Source organism: uncultured Aquimarina sp. (assembly GCF_947492115.1).
Taxonomy (GTDB): domain Bacteria; phylum Bacteroidota; class Bacteroidia; order Flavobacteriales; family Flavobacteriaceae; genus Aquimarina.
Genome location: NZ_CANLMM010000003.1, coordinates 186,932 through 201,199, shown reverse-complemented (window position 1 = coordinate 201,199; position 14,268 = coordinate 186,932). Strand labels below are relative to the sequence as shown.

The 14,268-nt window shown below is 33.1% G+C and carries 20 protein-coding genes; 10 read left to right on the top strand and 10 right to left on the bottom strand.

Going from position 1 to position 14,268, the window contains the following annotated elements:
* Window positions 1–231: 231 nt before the first annotated feature.
* Entirely contained in the window at window positions 232–1,161 is a 930-nt protein-coding gene (locus tag Q1A73_RS10495; protein ID WP_299605073.1) for a 2-dehydropantoate 2-reductase, read from the bottom strand.
* A 184-nt stretch (window positions 1,162–1,345) separates the two neighbouring features.
* Between Q1A73_RS10495 and Q1A73_RS10490 the strand changes: the two genes are divergently transcribed.
* The 6 genes from Q1A73_RS10490 to Q1A73_RS10465 all read left to right on the top strand — a co-directional run bounded on the left by Q1A73_RS10490 (window position 1,346) and on the right by Q1A73_RS10465 (window position 5,286).
* The gene (locus tag Q1A73_RS10490; RefSeq protein WP_299605071.1) at window positions 1,346–2,224 is read left to right on the top strand and encodes a permease-like cell division protein FtsX; all 879 of its coding nucleotides are present in this window, start codon (window positions 1,346–1,348) and stop codon (window positions 2,222–2,224) included.
* A gap of 15 nt (window positions 2,225–2,239) precedes the next feature.
* Window positions 2,240–2,629 (top strand): hypothetical protein, encoded by a 390-nt coding sequence (locus Q1A73_RS10485; protein ID WP_299605069.1) that lies wholly within the window; start codon window positions 2,240–2,242, stop codon window positions 2,627–2,629.
* Window positions 2,630–2,704: 75 nt separating this feature from the next.
* Window positions 2,705–2,971, top strand: coding sequence for a DUF3098 domain-containing protein (locus tag Q1A73_RS10480; RefSeq protein ID WP_299605067.1), 267 nt, complete (start codon window positions 2,705–2,707; stop codon window positions 2,969–2,971).
* Window positions 2,972–3,030: 59 nt separating this feature from the next.
* The gene (locus Q1A73_RS10475) at window positions 3,031–3,825 is read left to right on the top strand and encodes an undecaprenyl-diphosphate phosphatase (RefSeq protein ID WP_299605064.1); all 795 of its coding nucleotides are present in this window, start codon (window positions 3,031–3,033) and stop codon (window positions 3,823–3,825) included.
* 9 nt (window positions 3,826–3,834) lie between these two features.
* The gene (gene truB / locus Q1A73_RS10470) at window positions 3,835–4,542 is read left to right on the top strand and encodes a tRNA pseudouridine(55) synthase TruB (protein WP_299605062.1); all 708 of its coding nucleotides are present in this window, start codon (window positions 3,835–3,837) and stop codon (window positions 4,540–4,542) included.
* A gap of 33 nt (window positions 4,543–4,575) precedes the next feature.
* Window positions 4,576–5,286, top strand: coding sequence for a hypothetical protein (locus tag Q1A73_RS10465; RefSeq protein ID WP_299605060.1), 711 nt, complete (start codon window positions 4,576–4,578; stop codon window positions 5,284–5,286).
* Window position 5,287: 1 nt separating this feature from the next.
* Here the strand turns inward: Q1A73_RS10465 and Q1A73_RS10460 are convergent, their stop codons facing one another.
* The gene (locus Q1A73_RS10460) at window positions 5,288–5,896 is read right to left on the bottom strand and encodes a thioredoxin family protein (RefSeq protein ID WP_299605059.1); all 609 of its coding nucleotides are present in this window, start codon (window positions 5,894–5,896) and stop codon (window positions 5,288–5,290) included.
* A 171-nt stretch (window positions 5,897–6,067) separates the two neighbouring features.
* On the opposite strand from Q1A73_RS10460, the gene Q1A73_RS10455 reads away from it, so the two are divergent.
* The gene (locus Q1A73_RS10455) at window positions 6,068–6,631 is read left to right on the top strand and encodes a DNA-3-methyladenine glycosylase I (protein WP_299605056.1); all 564 of its coding nucleotides are present in this window, start codon (window positions 6,068–6,070) and stop codon (window positions 6,629–6,631) included.
* Window position 6,632: 1 nt separating this feature from the next.
* Here Q1A73_RS10455 and upp read toward each other — a convergent pair whose 3' ends face one another.
* The 4 genes from upp to Q1A73_RS10435 form a co-directional block, all read right to left on the bottom strand.
* Complete coding sequence (gene upp, locus Q1A73_RS10450) at window positions 6,633–7,286, bottom strand: uracil phosphoribosyltransferase (RefSeq protein ID WP_299605054.1); 654 nt, start codon at window positions 7,284–7,286, stop codon at window positions 6,633–6,635.
* A gap of 25 nt (window positions 7,287–7,311) precedes the next feature.
* Window positions 7,312–7,950: a leucyl/phenylalanyl-tRNA--protein transferase gene (gene aat / locus Q1A73_RS10445; RefSeq protein ID WP_299606342.1), complete on the bottom strand. Its 639-nt coding sequence runs from the start codon at window positions 7,948–7,950 to the stop codon at window positions 7,312–7,314.
* A 234-nt stretch (window positions 7,951–8,184) separates the two neighbouring features.
* Window positions 8,185–8,559 (bottom strand): DUF3127 domain-containing protein, encoded by a 375-nt coding sequence (locus tag Q1A73_RS10440; RefSeq protein WP_299605052.1) that lies wholly within the window; start codon window positions 8,557–8,559, stop codon window positions 8,185–8,187.
* 8 nt (window positions 8,560–8,567) lie between these two features.
* A complete protein-coding gene (locus Q1A73_RS10435) occupies window positions 8,568–9,443 on the bottom strand; it encodes a flavin reductase family protein (protein ID WP_299605051.1) in 876 nt (291 codons plus the stop codon).
* A 134-nt stretch (window positions 9,444–9,577) separates the two neighbouring features.
* Here Q1A73_RS10435 and Q1A73_RS10430 point away from each other — a divergent pair, with 134 nt between their 5' ends.
* Window positions 9,578–10,792, top strand: a complete 1,215-nt coding sequence (locus Q1A73_RS10430; protein WP_299605049.1) for a HAMP domain-containing sensor histidine kinase — start codon at window positions 9,578–9,580, stop codon at window positions 10,790–10,792.
* Window positions 10,793–10,829: 37 nt separating this feature from the next.
* Entirely contained in the window at window positions 10,830–11,198 is a 369-nt protein-coding gene (locus Q1A73_RS10425; protein WP_299605047.1) for a hypothetical protein, read from the top strand.
* Here Q1A73_RS10425 and Q1A73_RS10420 read toward each other — a convergent pair.
* The 3 genes from Q1A73_RS10420 to greA all read right to left on the bottom strand — a co-directional run bounded on the left by Q1A73_RS10420 (window position 11,195) and on the right by greA (window position 12,599).
* Window positions 11,195–11,611 (bottom strand): acyl-CoA thioesterase, encoded by a 417-nt coding sequence (locus Q1A73_RS10420; RefSeq protein ID WP_299605045.1) that lies wholly within the window; start codon window positions 11,609–11,611, stop codon window positions 11,195–11,197. The two genes, Q1A73_RS10425 and Q1A73_RS10420, sit on opposite strands and share 4 nt — an antisense overlap.
* On the bottom strand, window positions 11,612–12,001 hold the full coding sequence (locus Q1A73_RS10415; protein ID WP_299605044.1) for an HIT domain-containing protein: 390 nt from the start codon (window positions 11,999–12,001) through the stop codon (window positions 11,612–11,614).
* A 121-nt stretch (window positions 12,002–12,122) separates the two neighbouring features.
* Complete coding sequence (greA, locus tag Q1A73_RS10410) at window positions 12,123–12,599, bottom strand: transcription elongation factor GreA (protein ID WP_299605043.1); 477 nt, start codon at window positions 12,597–12,599, stop codon at window positions 12,123–12,125.
* A 166-nt stretch (window positions 12,600–12,765) separates the two neighbouring features.
* On the opposite strand from greA, the gene Q1A73_RS10405 reads away from it, so the two are divergent.
* Window positions 12,766–13,200 (top strand): hypothetical protein, encoded by a 435-nt coding sequence (locus Q1A73_RS10405; protein ID WP_299605041.1) that lies wholly within the window; start codon window positions 12,766–12,768, stop codon window positions 13,198–13,200.
* On the opposite strand, the gene moeB is transcribed toward Q1A73_RS10405, so the two are convergent.
* Window positions 13,197–14,258, bottom strand: coding sequence for a molybdopterin-synthase adenylyltransferase MoeB (gene moeB, locus Q1A73_RS10400; protein WP_299605039.1), 1,062 nt, complete (start codon window positions 14,256–14,258; stop codon window positions 13,197–13,199). The genes Q1A73_RS10405 and moeB overlap by 4 nt on opposite strands.
* Window positions 14,259–14,268: the final 10 nt, after the last annotated feature.

The window sequence follows — 14,268 nt, the reverse complement described above, 5'->3', positions numbered from 1 at the left end:
ACTTTTAAGTTCTTTATAATTTGAGCTTTAAATTTGAAACATAAACATAATCCTTTTCATTTCTTTTGCTTGTCCAAAAGAAACGAAACAAAGAAAAAGACACCTTTTACAAGGAATTTTTATTCGATAAATCTCATAAAACCATACTCAAAACTTCGCGTCGACTCGTACCTCATCTCCTGAATTTCGAAGCTTTTTAATATCTATTCTTTGTAAAAGGATAACAAAATGCTAAGAATTTAATCTCGCTTTTGCTTCCATTGGTTGTAAGCAACTATAAATAAAGGTATTTGTAGGTGTATCTATACCTAGTTTTTTACCTTCATTTACAATAAAACCATTAAAATTTTCTAGCTCTGAAGGCCTACCTTCCATAATATCTCTTTGGGTAGATGCTGTGGCATCATAAGGCTGATTTTTGATAAAATTCATGATACCTTCTACAATGGTCGGAGGCATTGCTATTTTTTTCGCAATAGCAACTTGATAAATTTCGGAAGCTGTAGCTTTCAATATACTATTAAGCTCTGGATGCGCATACATCTCTCCAATCGTAGCTCTGGTTAACGCTCCCAATCCACTTACTGTGGCAATAAACATAAATTTACTCCAAATATCTACCTGAATATCTTCTGAAATTTTGTTTTTAAAACCTGCTTTATCAAATACTTCTTTTATACGAAGTAGTCGATCTGATTTACTCTTATCCAATTCTCCAAAAATAATCTCTGGTGGGTGTCCAAAATGTGAAATTATTCCTGGTGATTCGATCTTGCTATAGATTTTGCATAAACCTCCTAATACATATTTCTTATCAATCACGGAAATGATCTTTTCTGCATTATCAGCTCCATTTTGTAACGGAATTACAACAGTAGTATCTTTAAGTAATGGTTTTATGATTTCAGCAGCGTCTTTAACTTGCCATGATTTTGTACAAATCAATATTAAATCGGCTTTATCAATTTGATGTATATCATGTGTGACCAAAAAAGGTGCTGTAATAAAATCTCCTTCAATACTCTTTACTTGCAATCCATCTTGGAGTATCGCTTCGAGATGTGCTCCTCTGGCCAGCATAGAAACTTTCTGACCCGAAAAAGCAATCTTACCTCCAAAATATCCTCCTACTCCTCCTATACCAATTATTACTGTATGCATATGATTTGGCTATATTAAAAATAACAATGTTTGTAAGTTTACGTTATCTGATAAAGAAACTAAAATTAGGTAAAAGATTATTATAAATTGATCTTAATTATTAGTGCAACTAATTCTGAAATGAGATGTATTTAGCATCAAAAGTCTATTAACTTTATTATTTTTACCTGCAAAATAAATCTTTATGAGCTCATCCTTTGAAAAATATCAGAAACGCAGACTTATATCTTCTTATTTCTCTGTGGTGATTAGTATTTCTCTGGTACTTTTTTTATTGGGATTATTAGGTCTTTTGGTGTTGAATACCAAAAAGGTAGCCGATCATTTTAAAGAAAAAATTGCTTTGACCATTTATTTAAAAGATACTGCCAAAGAGGTAGAAATTAAACAAATGGAAAAAAGTCTAGCGTTGGCAGAATACACCAAGTCTACTACTTATATTTCTAAAGATGAAGCGGCAGAAGAGCATAGCAAGGATATTGGAGAAAACTTTATGGATTTTTTAGGATACAATCCTTTACAAAATTCTATAGATGTATTTCTTAAAGCCGATTTTGTAGATCAAGTAAAAATTGATGAAATAACCACAAGCATTACTAAGAAAGATTTTGTAGACGAAGTAATTTATGACAAACCTTTAATCTCGCTACTAAATGACAATATCAAAAAAATAAGTTTTTGGGTATTACTTATTAGTGGGATTTTCACATTTATTGCGGTGTTACTTATCAATAGTTCCATACGATTGTCTGTATACTCAAAACGTTTTATTATTAAAACGATGCAAATGGTAGGTGCTACCAAAAAATTCATCCGTAGACCCTTTGTTTGGAAGAGTATTCGTCTAGGTATGATTGGAGCAATTGTTGCATTAATAGGAGTAGGAGTTGTATTATATTATTTGGATCAGGCTTTTCCTGAACTAGGTTTATTGAATGACAAAATCTTACTCATTGGTTTATTTGGAGGAGTTTTTGGAATAGGTGTTTTCATCACATGGCTTAGTACTTTCTTCGCTACTCAGCGTTTTCTGAATCTTAGAACTGATGAATTATACTATTAATTATCTGAAGCTATCATGAAAAAAACCGGAAGAATTTTCTTTTCCATATCATCGGTATTGTTCATCATTTTTATGTGGGTTGCCATTCAAACGTTTAAACCAATACGAGATGTACAACCTGATGACGTTATAGAAATTACTGGCGTTGTTACCAAAGTAGAAGAGAAAAGCGGTTTCGATATCGCCATTACTTTAGAAAATGATGATCATTACTATTATATCAATCGAGGATTAGAACAAGGATTGACTATCCAACAGTTACAAGAAGAATTAATAGGCAAAAAAGTTACTTTGTATTCTATTCATAGATGGACTATATTTACACGTGACAAAATTATGGGACACATCTCTAAATTGGTAGTAGATGATCGTGTAATTTTTAATGAAATTCAAGAAGAACAATAGTTATAAAAATATAAACATTGGAATTCTATCTTCCTGACTTATTTAGATAGAACAACAACATAAATAACGACATTCATGAGCAAACAATCCAACAATAGCACAGTGCACAAACCAGATTTCGTTTTTGGGAAGAAAAACTATGTAGTAATGGCAATTGGTATTGCTGTAATTGCCTTAGGTTTTATCCTAATGGCAGGAGGTGGAAGTGACGATCCTAATGTTTTTAATCCTGAGATTTACAATTTCAGAAGAATTCGATTAGCTCCTATGATTGTATTAATTGGATTTGGAATTGAAGTTTATGCCATTTTACTAAATCCAGACAAGAAGAAAACTGCTTAAACAAACGATTTATCTCCTCGTAGTTATATATTTGCATCGAATTTTACAAAACGTTCCTTATGGAAATTATTGATGCTATCATTTTGGGTGTAATTCAGGGACTAACTGAATTTCTTCCAGTCTCTTCCAGTGGTCATTTAGAATTAGGAAAAGCTATTCTAGGTGATAAGAGTGTACCCGAAGAATCCCTGCTTTTTACAGTTGTTTTGCATTTTGCGACAGCACTTAGTACCATTGTTGTATTTCGAAAAGACATTCTACAGATCTTAAAAGGTCTTTTTCAATTTAAAAAGAATGAAGAAACTATGTTTTCTCTACGAATTATAGTTTCTATGATTCCGGCAGTGCTTATAGGTCTATTTTTTGAAGAACAATTAGAGCAGCTTTTTGGTGGGAATATTATGTTCGTTGGTTTTATGTTATTGATCACGGCGATTCTTTTATGGTTAGCAGATAAGGCCAAAGACACTAATAAGATCGTAAGCACGTCTAATGCTTTTGTTATAGGTATTGCTCAAGCGATTGCCATGTTACCAGGTATTTCTAGAAGTGGAGCTACCATTTCTACATCTGTACTGCTAGGTAATGATAAAACAAAAGCAGCAAGATTCTCATTTCTTATGGTAATTCCTCTAATTTTCGGAAAGATTGCCAAAGACCTATTAAGTGGGGATTTAAACATCTCTTCAGAGAGTAGTTTCCCTTTAATTCTTGGGTTTTTAGCAGCTTTCATTTCTGGACTTTTTGCCTGTACATGGATGATTTCTTTGGTAAAAAAGAGTAAATTATCATATTTTGCCTTATATTGTATTGTTGTTGGTGTAATAGCCATCATCTTTGGTTTTATTAAATAGTCCCCAGTAATGCTAACCGAACAAGATTATAAAGACGGTCAGATCGTTCTGATCGACAAACCACTTCAATGGACTTCCTTTCAGGTTGTTAACAAAGTACGTTGGCGTATTCGTAAAACTTTCGGGATTAAAAAAATTAAAGTTGGTCATGCTGGTACGTTAGACCCACTGGCTTCTGGATTACTAATCATTTGCACTGGTAAGTTTACAAAACGAATTCAGGAATTCATGGGACAAACTAAAGAATACACTGGAACCATTACCTTAGGAGCAACGACACCTTCTTATGATTTAGAGACTGAAGTAGATCAGACTTTTCCTGTAGATCATATTTCAGCAGAAAATATACAACAAGCCACAAAAGGGTTTGTTGGAGAAATTGAACAATATCCTCCGGTTTTTTCAGCCTTAAAAAAGGATGGAAAAAGATTATATGAGTATGCTCGCGAAGGAGAAGAAGTAGTCGTATCAGCAAGAAAAATTACGATTTCTGAATTTGAAATAACAAGAATAGAATTACCAGAAGTAGATTTTAGAGTAGTTTGCGGAAAAGGAACCTATATACGATCACTAGCACATGATTTTGGAAAAGCATTGCAAAGTGGTGGCCATCTGAGCGCATTGAGAAGAACTAAAATCGGATCTTTTGATGTTACGGACGCAATAAGCCCTGAAATATTTGAAAATCAGCTACGTGCAGAAATCGAAATCTTATAAAATATTGTAGAAGAAAAGGAGTTATAGATACCTATGCAATTTATAGAAAAACATAAAGCATTAATTATCACATCTATGTTGATGGGTATTTTTGTGTTGACGCTCTACAATATTAATATGGTGAATAAAAAGAAAGAGCAGTCAGAAATTCTTATGGAAATCCCAGAAGAGTTAATGGAAGAACTTGCAAAACAAGAAGAACCAGAAGAAGAAATAGCTCCTGAAGAAAACAGAGAACTAATTGCCTCTAAAAGAACTCATGATGCGTTTAACGAAGATTTCGAGGATTCTGAGGATTTCGAACAACGTTTAAAATCTCTTACCGAAACAGCAGAAGCGACAGAACAAACTTCTGATAATGAAGAGATGGTAGAAGGAGAGGAAATAGTGAACGAAGAAATCATTGAGGAAAAGGTTGAGGAATTTAAAAAAGATGAAAAACCAATTTCTGAAGAAGTTAACAATAGAAACAGTTCGGTTACTTTTACACTAAAAGGAAGACAAAAAAAAGACATCCCCAATCCTATTTATACTTGTAATGGGAGTGGGAAAGTCGTTATTAAAATCGAGGTAAACCAGAACGGTTATGTTACCGATGCCAAAGTTGACAAAAAAAGATCTACCACACGAAATGAATGTCTTTTTGAGAACGCAATTAATTATGCGCGAGATGCTTTATTCTCCTCTTCCGAAATAGAAGAACAAAAAGGTTTTATCACGTATTATTTTAATTACGGAGGATAGCTTACAGAAGCTTTACTAAATCTTCTGCGATGTTATTCCCTTTGTCCTTGTTATACCAAACCTGCAAATCTTGCTTAAACTGAGGATCCAGACTTCCGTGTAACTCCTTATAATCATTTACCATTTTAGTAGCTACTGATGGTCTTGGCCCCCAACTATCTACTACTTCTTTAGTTTCTTTATTGTAAGCGATCAACTTAGGAATTGACTTGCCACCGTTAGTAAGAAAGTTATTCATTAGTTCGTCATTATCATCTCTAGAAATAATTCTTAGCTTAATTCCGTCGTTCATTTCTGCAAGCTTATTAATTACTGGTAAGGATTGTGCAGCATCACCACACCAACCTTCGGTTAACACCAACCAGGTAATATCTGTTTTAGCATTCGTAAACGCATCCTTTACTTGATCATCTATTTTTAAAGTTTTGTCCAATCTTTTCATTCTGCGATCATTCAGCATACTGTAATTAGTTAATGCATCAGACTGTTCATGACCTGTAGACTTACCTTCTGCTAATAGGTCACTTACTAAACTTCTATATTCCTGATAGGAATATGAATTATCGATTCCTTTTTCTATTAAATTATGTATTGTCATTGTTGTTTCCATAGTTGTTATCTGTCTTACGAACTAAGACGAGACCGAGTTTCAAAACTTACAAATCATGTAAACCCTTCTACGGTGTCAAAAATACCATTTCGATAAAAAACATTTACTCAGTACTTCAAAAATATCAATAGGAATACTTTATTTTAGACAATAATTTTTAAAAAATACTTTATGGGAAAAACTCGATGCGGATGGTGTATTGGCGACCCTTTGTATGAATCTTATCATGATAATGAATGGGGTGTTCCATTGCACGATGAACAATTATTATTTGAATTCTTGGTTCTAGAAACCTTTCAGGCAGGATTAAGCTGGATTACAATTCTTAGAAAACGAGATAATTTTAGAGTTGCTTTTGACAATTTTGATTACCAGCTTGTAGCACGATATGATGATAATAAAAAAGAAGAATTACTACAAAATCCAGGTATTATCCGGAACAAACTAAAAGTAAATTCTGCAATTACGAATGCTCAGAACTTTATCAAGATCCAGGAAGAATTTGGAAGTTTTGATGCGTATATCTGGGGATTTGTAGATGGAAAACCTATTAAAAATGCTTGGAAAGACCATAAAGAATGTCCTGCAAACACACCGCTTTCGGATAAAATCAGTAAAGATTTAAAGAAACGAGGTTTTAAGTTTGTTGGATCTACTGTAGTGTATGCTTTTATGCAAGCAATTGGAATCGTAAATGACCATATCGTAGACTGTTACAGGTACAATGAGGTGTAAATTACAATTTGGATCCGTAAGAAAGGTCTCCAGCATCTCCTAATCCAGGAATTATATATCCTTTGGAATTTAGCTCTTGATCAATAGCAGCTATCCAAAGATGTGTATTTTCTGGAAATATTTTTTCTACATACTCCACTCCTTTGTTGGATCCAATAACTGAAACTATATGAATTTGCTTAGGTGTCCCATGACTTTTTAAAGCTTTCATGGTATTTTCTAATGTTTTTCCGGTAGCTAACATTGGATCTATTAATACTAACACCTTATTTTCTATGGAAGGAGATGCCAAATAACTTACCACCACATCAAATTCATCACTATTTCCCTTATGATCTCTATAAGCTGATATAAAAGCATTTTCTGCTTGATCAAAATAATTAAGAAGTCCTTGATGCAAAGGCAAACCTGCTCTTAAAATAGCACACAATACAAGATCTTTTTGTGGAACCGAGATTTCTTTAGCTCCAAGAGGCGTCTGAGTCATTTCCTCAGCATACGTCAAAGTTTTACTAAGTTCATATCCCAAAACCTCTCCTATACGCTCTATATTACGCCTAAAACGCATAGCATCTTTTTGGATAGCTGTATCTCTAATTTCTGCTATAAATTGATTTAAAATAGAATTTTCGGTTTCAAGATTATGTATGATCATAAAGGTTTGATTTTCTTATATAAATCTACTTCAAAAAATTCATAAAATCATCTCTTGGAATTTCTTTTGCACCCAAACTTTCTAAATGATTTGTATGTACCTGACAATCTATTAACTTCACTTCATTTTCCTTTAAAAACTCTACAAGTTTAATAAACCCATATTTAGAAGCATTACTTACTTTAGAAAACATACTTTCGCCACAAAAGACATTCTTGTCTTTTAGCCATACTCCATACAAACCTCCAACCAATTCCGAATCTTTCCAAACTTCTACTGAAGTTGCATATCCCATTTTGTGAAGTGTAGTATAAGCTTTTTTCATATCTGGCGTTATCCAAGTTCCTAATTGATCTACTCGATCAATCGAAGCACAATTGTCAATTACATTTTCAAAATCCTTATTAAAAGTTACAGAAAACGTATTTCTTCGTAACAGCTGCTTCATACTTTTACTAATCTTTAGTTCATTCGGAAAAAGTATCATTCTAGGATCAGGACTGAACCACAAAATTGGCTGATCTTCATCATACCATGGAAAAATACCATGATGATATGCCTCTAACAATCTAGGCACTGAAAGGTCTCCACCAATTGCTAATAATCCGTCGTTATTGGCCTCGGATACTGGTGGAAAAGCAATAGAATTATTAAGTATGTACAAATCTAAATTCGCTAACGTTTCTACAACGTTAAATATCAATTAGTTGTTTGAATTGACCAAAAAAATCGCAATATTTGTTAAGACCTTTTAAGATAAATTTTGTTCATCATTGCTTTTTTGAGTTTTATTAAAAGGTTAACCTAAAACCACAATATGAAAAGTCCGACACATATGTATCGGACTTTTTGCCTTGTAATTGATCATGTTGCTTAAAATTTTTGCAACATGTTGAACTTAAAATGGTAGATCGTCGTGATCTTCTTCTTTAAAATCGGTAGCAGGTTCAAATGCATCAGCAGGAGGCATTGCTGCTGGAGCCGAAGGAGCTGCTTGTTGTAAGTTTTCGATTCTCCAACCTTGAATAGAATTAAAATATTTTGTTTCTCCCTGAGGATTTACCCATTCGCGACCACGCAAATTAATACTTATTTTTACATCCTGACCTATCTGAAAGTTATTTAATAAATCACATTTATCCTGAATAAACTCAACCATTATATGCTGTGGATATTGCTCATCTGTAGTCACCACTATCTCACGTTTTCTGAACCCATTGCTTCCAAACGTCTGCGTTTCACCTAACATCTTTACTTTACCTTGTACTTCCATGTGTTTAATTATTGTATTGCTGCTAAAATATTCCAGGCAGTTTGAATATCATCTTTATCCAAATACTGCTGTGCAAATTTATGAATTTCTATTAGGTTAGCACCCTGAATTTTATCCTTAATATCACTATTGTTATTAACAAAATCTTTGGCTTTGTTTATTTCAGGGATACTTTCAACATTTCCTAATTTACCTAAATCATTACCAGTAAAAACACTACTATTCTTAATACGATCTGGTAGTACATCAATTCCAATTCCTATAGTGCTTAAAGGTTTTGGCACTTCGAACATTCCCATATTTGCTCTAGAATACCAATTTCCACCCATACGAGCTACCTGATCAATTTTGTGTTGGTCGATCTTGCCATCAGCATCTAATATATCTTCTTTTACGTGCATCAATAACACCTCGCAAATAACCAAGTTACCAGCACCACCATTATCACCCAATGAAACAACCTCGTTTACCTTGCACTCAAACTGAACTGGAGCTTCAGCTACTCTAAAAGATTTTATCTTTTCTGAAGGCAACATGGTCAATCCAGCTTTCTCAAACTCATTAACACCCTCTGGATATTCTGTACTAGACAAGGACATTTGCTGAACAATATCATAATTAACAATATTAATTACTACCTCATCCGTAGCTATAACATTCTCTAAAGTATGTTTGGTAGAATTATCTCTCACTCTTCGGGCAGGAGAAAAAATAAGAATAGGTGGATTAGCACTAAATACATTAAAAAAACTAAAAGGAGAAAGGTTTGGACTCCCTTCCTTATCCACTGTACTGGCAAAGGCTATAGGTCTTGGGCCTATTGCTCCAAGCATCATTCCGTGTAATTTTCCAGTGGAAACTTCTAAAGGATCAATTCGTATCATATAAAAATCTAATAAGACAAAGATAATTAAACTTTAACCCGATTAACATTCATTTGTTTGGTTTTACTTACCTTGGTATAAAACAATAAAATCGTATAAAAACGTTTATATTTAGGACTTGCAATACACTTTTTATGAACTTTTCTGACGAACGTAATTTAGCTAGTTACTTTATAATATTTGCCGTTCTTGTAATTACAGGTCTTGTATTATGGAACACCTCTTTGTTTTTGCAACGCTTAAAGAAAGATGAAAGTATCAAAATGCAAGTTTGGGCTCAATCTTTTAAAGCGCTGAGTAGTTCTGGTATAGACGGTTCGGATGAACTTAGTCTTGATGATTATTTAGAATTATCAAACCTAATCAATCGTACTAACAATACAATACCTACCATTATTACAAATGCAGAAGGAGATTTGATCAAAGACTCCAAAGGAAGAATTGACATTCAGGGCACCACGTTAAACCTTCCAGAAGACATTTCCGAAACTGAATTAAGGGATCATCTGGACAATATGAAATCAGAAAATGAACCTATTGTTTTAGATCTTAAAGATACCGTACAATACGTCTATTATGGCAATTCTTCTATTCTTAATAAATTAAAATACTACCCTATAGCCATTGCATTGATCATTTTTTTGCTTATTGGTGTTATTTATTTCTTTTTTACTACTTCTAAAGCGAGTGAACAAAATAAATTGTGGGCTGGTATGGCTAAAGAAACAGCGCACCAGATCGGAACACCACTTTCTTCATTAGTTGGCTGGAACGAAATTTTAAAAGCAGAACAAGTAAATCCAGAATACATTGTAGAAATCGAAAAAGACATTTCTAGATTGAAAGTAATTACAGAACGATTTTCTAAAATTGGCTCGATACCGAACTTGGAAGAATCAGATATTGTAAAAGAAACGAGTGAAGCATACACGTATTTACAAAGTAGAAGTTCTAAATTAATTAATTTCTCAATAAACATTCCCGATGAGTCTATTGTGGTACTTCTAAACTCTCAGCTTTATAGTTGGACCATAGAAAATTTGGTTAAGAATGCGATAGATGCTATGAGAGGAAAAGGAGATCTTAATATTGATTTATCTCAGGATAGTAAACGTGTTTACATTAGGATTACCGATACGGGAAAAGGAATCCCAAAAAGTAAATTTACTAAGATTTTCGAACCTGGTTACACCTCTAAAACCAGAGGTTGGGGACTTGGGCTCTCGTTGGCTAAGAGAATCATTGAAGAATACCATTCTGGTAAAATTCGAGTACTAAGATCGGAAATAGGAAAGGGTACTACATTTCAGATTACTTTAAGTAAATATGATGCTTCTAGCATAACATAATGTTTTTACGCACGTTATCTTTTAAAATAAATGTTACGTGAAAACTGAGTATATCATTTTAAAAAACGCCATTCTAAATAATAATTGTCCTGAATGTTACGCTACAAAAAGCCTACAACTTTCTTTTAAACAAAAAAAGGTTCTTTCTAAATTATACATTAAAACAGAAAAGGATGTTATAGAGAGTATGGATTGCCAAAAATGTGACACCACTATCTACCCTGGTCGATGGACCGATGATATCGAAAGAGTTTATGAATATCATAAGAAAACAATATCCGTAGCGTCTTCTGGAATCAGATTTACTAAACTATTTTACACAATACTCTTTTTACTTATTCTGATAGTTTCTTGTGCTATTGGAGCATTTCTATTTTTCCCCGATCTTTTTGCTGATAAACTCTAAGCATATTCATTCATTACAGCTCTAAGATCCTCAGGAATAACAAATGTTTTATCAATATTAAAGTCAAAACAAACAGCTACATCGTTACCAACAGCACATAAAGTACCATCATCATTGTAAAGTTCGTGATACAAACCAAAACTTGAATTTTTGATATAGGCTACTTTTGTTTTTATCAATACATTTCCAGGAAAAAATAAAGGATTTTTGAAATCACATTTGGTAGAAACCAACATAGGTCCTTTTTTGGTTGTTGCATATAATTTTGCCAAACCAGACACCTCCCAAAATTGAACACGCGCACTCTGCATGTATTTCATGAAGTTAACATTATTTACGTGCTGATAGGTATCCATTTCACTCCAATCAATCCTAAGCTGTAGTGAAAGTTTAAATTCTGAAGAGGTACTCATTTACAAATTAGATTGAATCTTTTCGGCTAATGTTTCAAACTCTTCTTTACTCATTGATACTTTATGCTGAAATGTCATCTCTCTCATATCATTAAGTGGAATTAAATGCACATGAACATGAGGTACTTCTAGACCTACTACAGCAACCCCAACTCTTAGACAGGGTACAGATTTTTCAATTGCCTTTGCTACTTTACGAGAAAAACGCATCAGTTCTATATAAGTTTCTTCGTCTAGATCAAAGATTTTATCTTCTTCCTTCTTTGGAATGCATAGCGTATGCCCTTTGGCATTAGGGTTAATATCTAAGAAAGCATAAAAGTGCTCATCTTCTGCAACTTTATATGAGGGTATTTCACCAGCAACTATTTTCGTAAAAAGGGTAGACATTTGTTATAAATTTTGGTTGGTTTATTGTTACGAAATATAGAACATTTCTAGGAAAATAATAATCATAAAAAAACCTTTCTCATTTTTTTAAGAAAGGTTTTCGTATTCTATGTTATTTATGCTATTCTCTTGTTATTTCTACTACATCAAACTTCATAATTCCGTTAGGAACTTGAATCTCTGCTACCTCTCCAACGCTTTTACCTAGAAGACCTTTGCCGATTGGAGAATCTACCGATATTTTTCCAGTTTTAAGATCTGCCTCACTTTGTGCTACTAGTTTATACGTCATTTGAGCACCATTGGTTTGGTTTTTTATCTTTACCGTAGAATGTATTAACACTTTTGAAGTATCTAACTGAGATTCATCAATAAGACGAGCTCCAGCCAAAGTCTCTTCTAATTTAGAAATTCTCATTTCTAAAAGTCCTTGTGCTTCTTTTGCCGCATCATATTCGGCATTTTCACTTAAATCTCCTTTATCACGTGCTTCTGCAATTGCTTGTGATGCTTTAGGTCTTTCTATATCTTTAAGGTTATTTAACTCGTCTCTTAATTTTTTTAGCCCTTCTGCAGTGTAATAGGATACTTTGCTCATAACTTCATCGTTTATATAAATACAAAAAATCCCATAGCTATGGGACTTTATCTAAAACAAATATAAGAAAAAATAATACCGAATCACATTTTTGACTAATTTGGTCGTTTAAAAAATCCCTGTTTTTGTAAATAAAGAATATCTTTCTTTTTTTAAGAGTAAACAAATGAAAAAAATACTATTTATACTATCCATTTCGCTATGTATCATTTCTTGTAGTAGTGATGATAATCGTTCTAATAACCCTAACCTTCCGTCAATCAGTTTTAACCATACGGTAAATTTAGATCTTCCACAATTTAATGATCTTAAATTTCCTGGAAACTCTGAAGTAATAGGAATTGAAGGAGTTGGTATCAAAGGTGTGATTATCTACAATGTTGACAACACATTATATTCTGCTTTTGAACTTAGCGATCCTAATATTACTCCAAGTGACTGTTCAGCTCTAAATGTAACTGGTATTAGAGCCGAATCTAATTGTGGCAATGATAATGCTTATGAAATTATAAATGGGCAGCAATTAGAAGGAGAAGGTGGTTTTCCTTTATTGAGATATCAGATTAGAAGAGAAGGAAACATTTTAGTAATTTCTAATTAAAAAGCAGACAATCCATTACTTAAATTAATGAGATGAAGATCATTTCTTTTTTCTCTAATAAGTTCTATTGCTCTTTTACTGCGAATTCCTGATTGACAACAAACCACAATTGGTTTGTTCCCATTCAATTCCATTATATGATCCGAAATACTTTCTAAAGGAATATGCGTACCGCCTATGTTAAAATGATTAAACTCTTCGAAAGATCTGACATCTAAAATTTGATAATCTTCTATATGTTTTTTCAGTTCTACTGCATTGATTTCTTCAAAACCATAAGAACTTATTCCGCAGAAAAAATCGTAATCCTCTTCTAGTTGGTCTATTTCAATATCATGATTTTTCTTGAATGCAATGACCTGCTGTTGCATCGTTAGCGTATCAAAATAAAAAAGCTTTCCTCGCAATACTTCTCCAATTCCTGTAACCATTTTGATTACTTCATTGGCTTGAAGACTTCCAATAATACCTGGCAACACCCCCAAAACGCCTATGTCAGAACAATTAGGAACAGCTCCTGGAGACGGAGGAGAAGGAAATAAACAACGATATGTTGGTCCATCCTTATAATTTAAGACAGAAACTTGTCCTTGAAATTTAAAAATAGATCCAAAAACTAGTGGTTTATCAGCTAGTACACAAGCATCATTTACTAGGTATCTCGTTGGAAAATTATCGCTTCCATCCACTATAATATCATAGGCTGAAAATAGTTCTACAGCATTATCATTATCTAGTAATTCTTCATATACCTTAAAAAAAACAAAAGGATTTATTGCAGCTAACCTTTCTGAAGCTACTCTAGCTTTTGACTTTCCTATATCATTAATCGTGTATAAAATTTGTCTTTGTAAGTTAGTTTGATCAACTACATCATTATCAATAATACCGATCGTTCCAACTCCTGCGGCAGTAAGATATTGTAAAATTGGACATCCTAAACCACCTGCACCGATAACTAAAACTTTGGCAGATTTTAATTTTTCTTGCCCTTCGACACCTATCTCACCGAGTAAAATATGGCGACTATATTGAATGTTTTCTTCTTTGTTTAACATATGCAGCACT

Coding starts and splice junctions, on each gene's coding strand:
- Q1A73_RS10460 (WP_299605059.1), bottom strand. CDS start 5,896: ATGGAAACAACAATGACAATACATAATTTAATAGAAAAAGGAATCGAT.
- Q1A73_RS10405 (WP_299605041.1), top strand. CDS start 12,766: ATGAAAAAAATACTATTTATACTATCCATTTCGCTATGTATCATTTCT.
- Q1A73_RS10415 (WP_299605044.1), bottom strand. CDS start 12,001: ATGTCTACCCTTTTTACGAAAATAGTTGCTGGTGAAATACCCTCATAT.
- Q1A73_RS10455 (WP_299605056.1), top strand. CDS start 6,068: ATGGGAAAAACTCGATGCGGATGGTGTATTGGCGACCCTTTGTATGAA.
- truB (WP_299605062.1), top strand. CDS start 3,835: ATGCTAACCGAACAAGATTATAAAGACGGTCAGATCGTTCTGATCGAC.
- Q1A73_RS10495 (WP_299605073.1), bottom strand. CDS start 1,161: ATGCATACAGTAATAATTGGTATAGGAGGAGTAGGAGGATATTTTGGA.
- moeB (WP_299605039.1), bottom strand. CDS start 14,258: ATGTTAAACAAAGAAGAAAACATTCAATATAGTCGCCATATTTTACTC.
- Q1A73_RS10490 (WP_299605071.1), top strand. CDS start 1,346: ATGAGCTCATCCTTTGAAAAATATCAGAAACGCAGACTTATATCTTCT.
- Q1A73_RS10480 (WP_299605067.1), top strand. CDS start 2,705: ATGAGCAAACAATCCAACAATAGCACAGTGCACAAACCAGATTTCGTT.
- Q1A73_RS10485 (WP_299605069.1), top strand. CDS start 2,240: ATGAAAAAAACCGGAAGAATTTTCTTTTCCATATCATCGGTATTGTTC.
- Q1A73_RS10475 (WP_299605064.1), top strand. CDS start 3,031: ATGGAAATTATTGATGCTATCATTTTGGGTGTAATTCAGGGACTAACT.
- Q1A73_RS10430 (WP_299605049.1), top strand. CDS start 9,578: ATGAACTTTTCTGACGAACGTAATTTAGCTAGTTACTTTATAATATTT.
- upp (WP_299605054.1), bottom strand. CDS start 7,286: ATGATCATACATAATCTTGAAACCGAAAATTCTATTTTAAATCAATTT.
- greA (WP_299605043.1), bottom strand. CDS start 12,599: ATGAGCAAAGTATCCTATTACACTGCAGAAGGGCTAAAAAAATTAAGA.
- Q1A73_RS10465 (WP_299605060.1), top strand. CDS start 4,576: ATGCAATTTATAGAAAAACATAAAGCATTAATTATCACATCTATGTTG.
- Q1A73_RS10420 (WP_299605045.1), bottom strand. CDS start 11,611: ATGAGTACCTCTTCAGAATTTAAACTTTCACTACAGCTTAGGATTGAT.
- Q1A73_RS10435 (WP_299605051.1), bottom strand. CDS start 9,443: ATGATACGAATTGATCCTTTAGAAGTTTCCACTGGAAAATTACACGGA.
- Q1A73_RS10440 (WP_299605052.1), bottom strand. CDS start 8,559: ATGGAAGTACAAGGTAAAGTAAAGATGTTAGGTGAAACGCAGACGTTT.